Raw genomic sequence first — 1,027 nt, forward strand, 5'->3', positions numbered from 1 at the left:
AGAATAAGCAACCGAAATCCAAGGTCTCATACCTAAACGGAAAGAAAGTTCCCATTCACGTCCCATATAGCAACAAATACCTAAAAGGAAATGGCAAACGATTAATTCATATGGTCCACCGTTAAATAACCATTCATCTAAAGATGCTGCTTCCCAGATTGGATAAAAATGAAGGCCAATAGCATTTGAAGTAGGAACTACAGCCCCAGAAATGATATTATTCCCATATAATAATGACCCAGATACTGGTTCACGAATTCCATCGATATCTACTGGAGGTGCTGCAATAAATGCAATAATGAAAACAGAAGTAGCTGTTAATAAAGTTGGAATCATTAATACACCAAACCATCCGATATAAAGACGATTGTCAGTGCTTGTGATCCAATTACAAAAATCTGTCCAAAGAGTTTGTGTTGAACGAGTTTGTACGAGAGCTGTCATAATAATAGAAAATTGTCAGGTTAATATTCTAGAATTCAACGTTTAATATATTTTCATTGATTCCTGTTCCCCTTTTTAATAATACTAGTTCAGGTGGTTTTTAAAATTTTATCTATCAGAAAAACTCGGCCAAAGAGATAGAATAACAAAAAACTCAACCTCTTTAAGTGGATTTATTAAAATGTTCATATTCTATATTGGTTTTAGAAGACAACAAAAAAAAGTAACTAAGTTTGAGTTAATATTTTTAAACATTGAAAAACTACTAGGCTAGCTAACTCTCTAAAGAATTAAAGATTCATCTTTCCCTTCTATAAACTTTTACATATTCATGAAATTACAAATAAACAGAATTGGTTTCACTTATTTCCCTTTAGCTAGCTTACTACTAGTCAACATGTTTGATCTGAACAACTTGTAATAATATAAATGCCATAACTAGAACTCCAACTTATTAAAAATAGAATGACAATTGTGCGCACTAGTGTAGCAATAGGATGACTTGATGATACAGTTTAGCAAAGATTTCCTAATGTGAGACTTTGATTTGAAAAGATTTCTAAGATTAGACTTGGATTTCCGA

At 31.8% G+C, this 1,027-nt stretch carries 1 pseudogene; it reads right to left on the reverse strand.

The annotated features are described in order from the left end of the window. Positions 1–444, reverse strand: a pseudogene (locus F6K23_RS41270) (photosystem II q(b) protein); the annotation flags it as partial. Positions 445–1,027 lie beyond the last annotated feature (583 nt).

Source organism: Okeania sp. SIO2C9 (assembly GCF_010672455.1).
Classification (GTDB): domain Bacteria; phylum Cyanobacteriota; class Cyanobacteriia; order Cyanobacteriales; family Microcoleaceae; genus Okeania.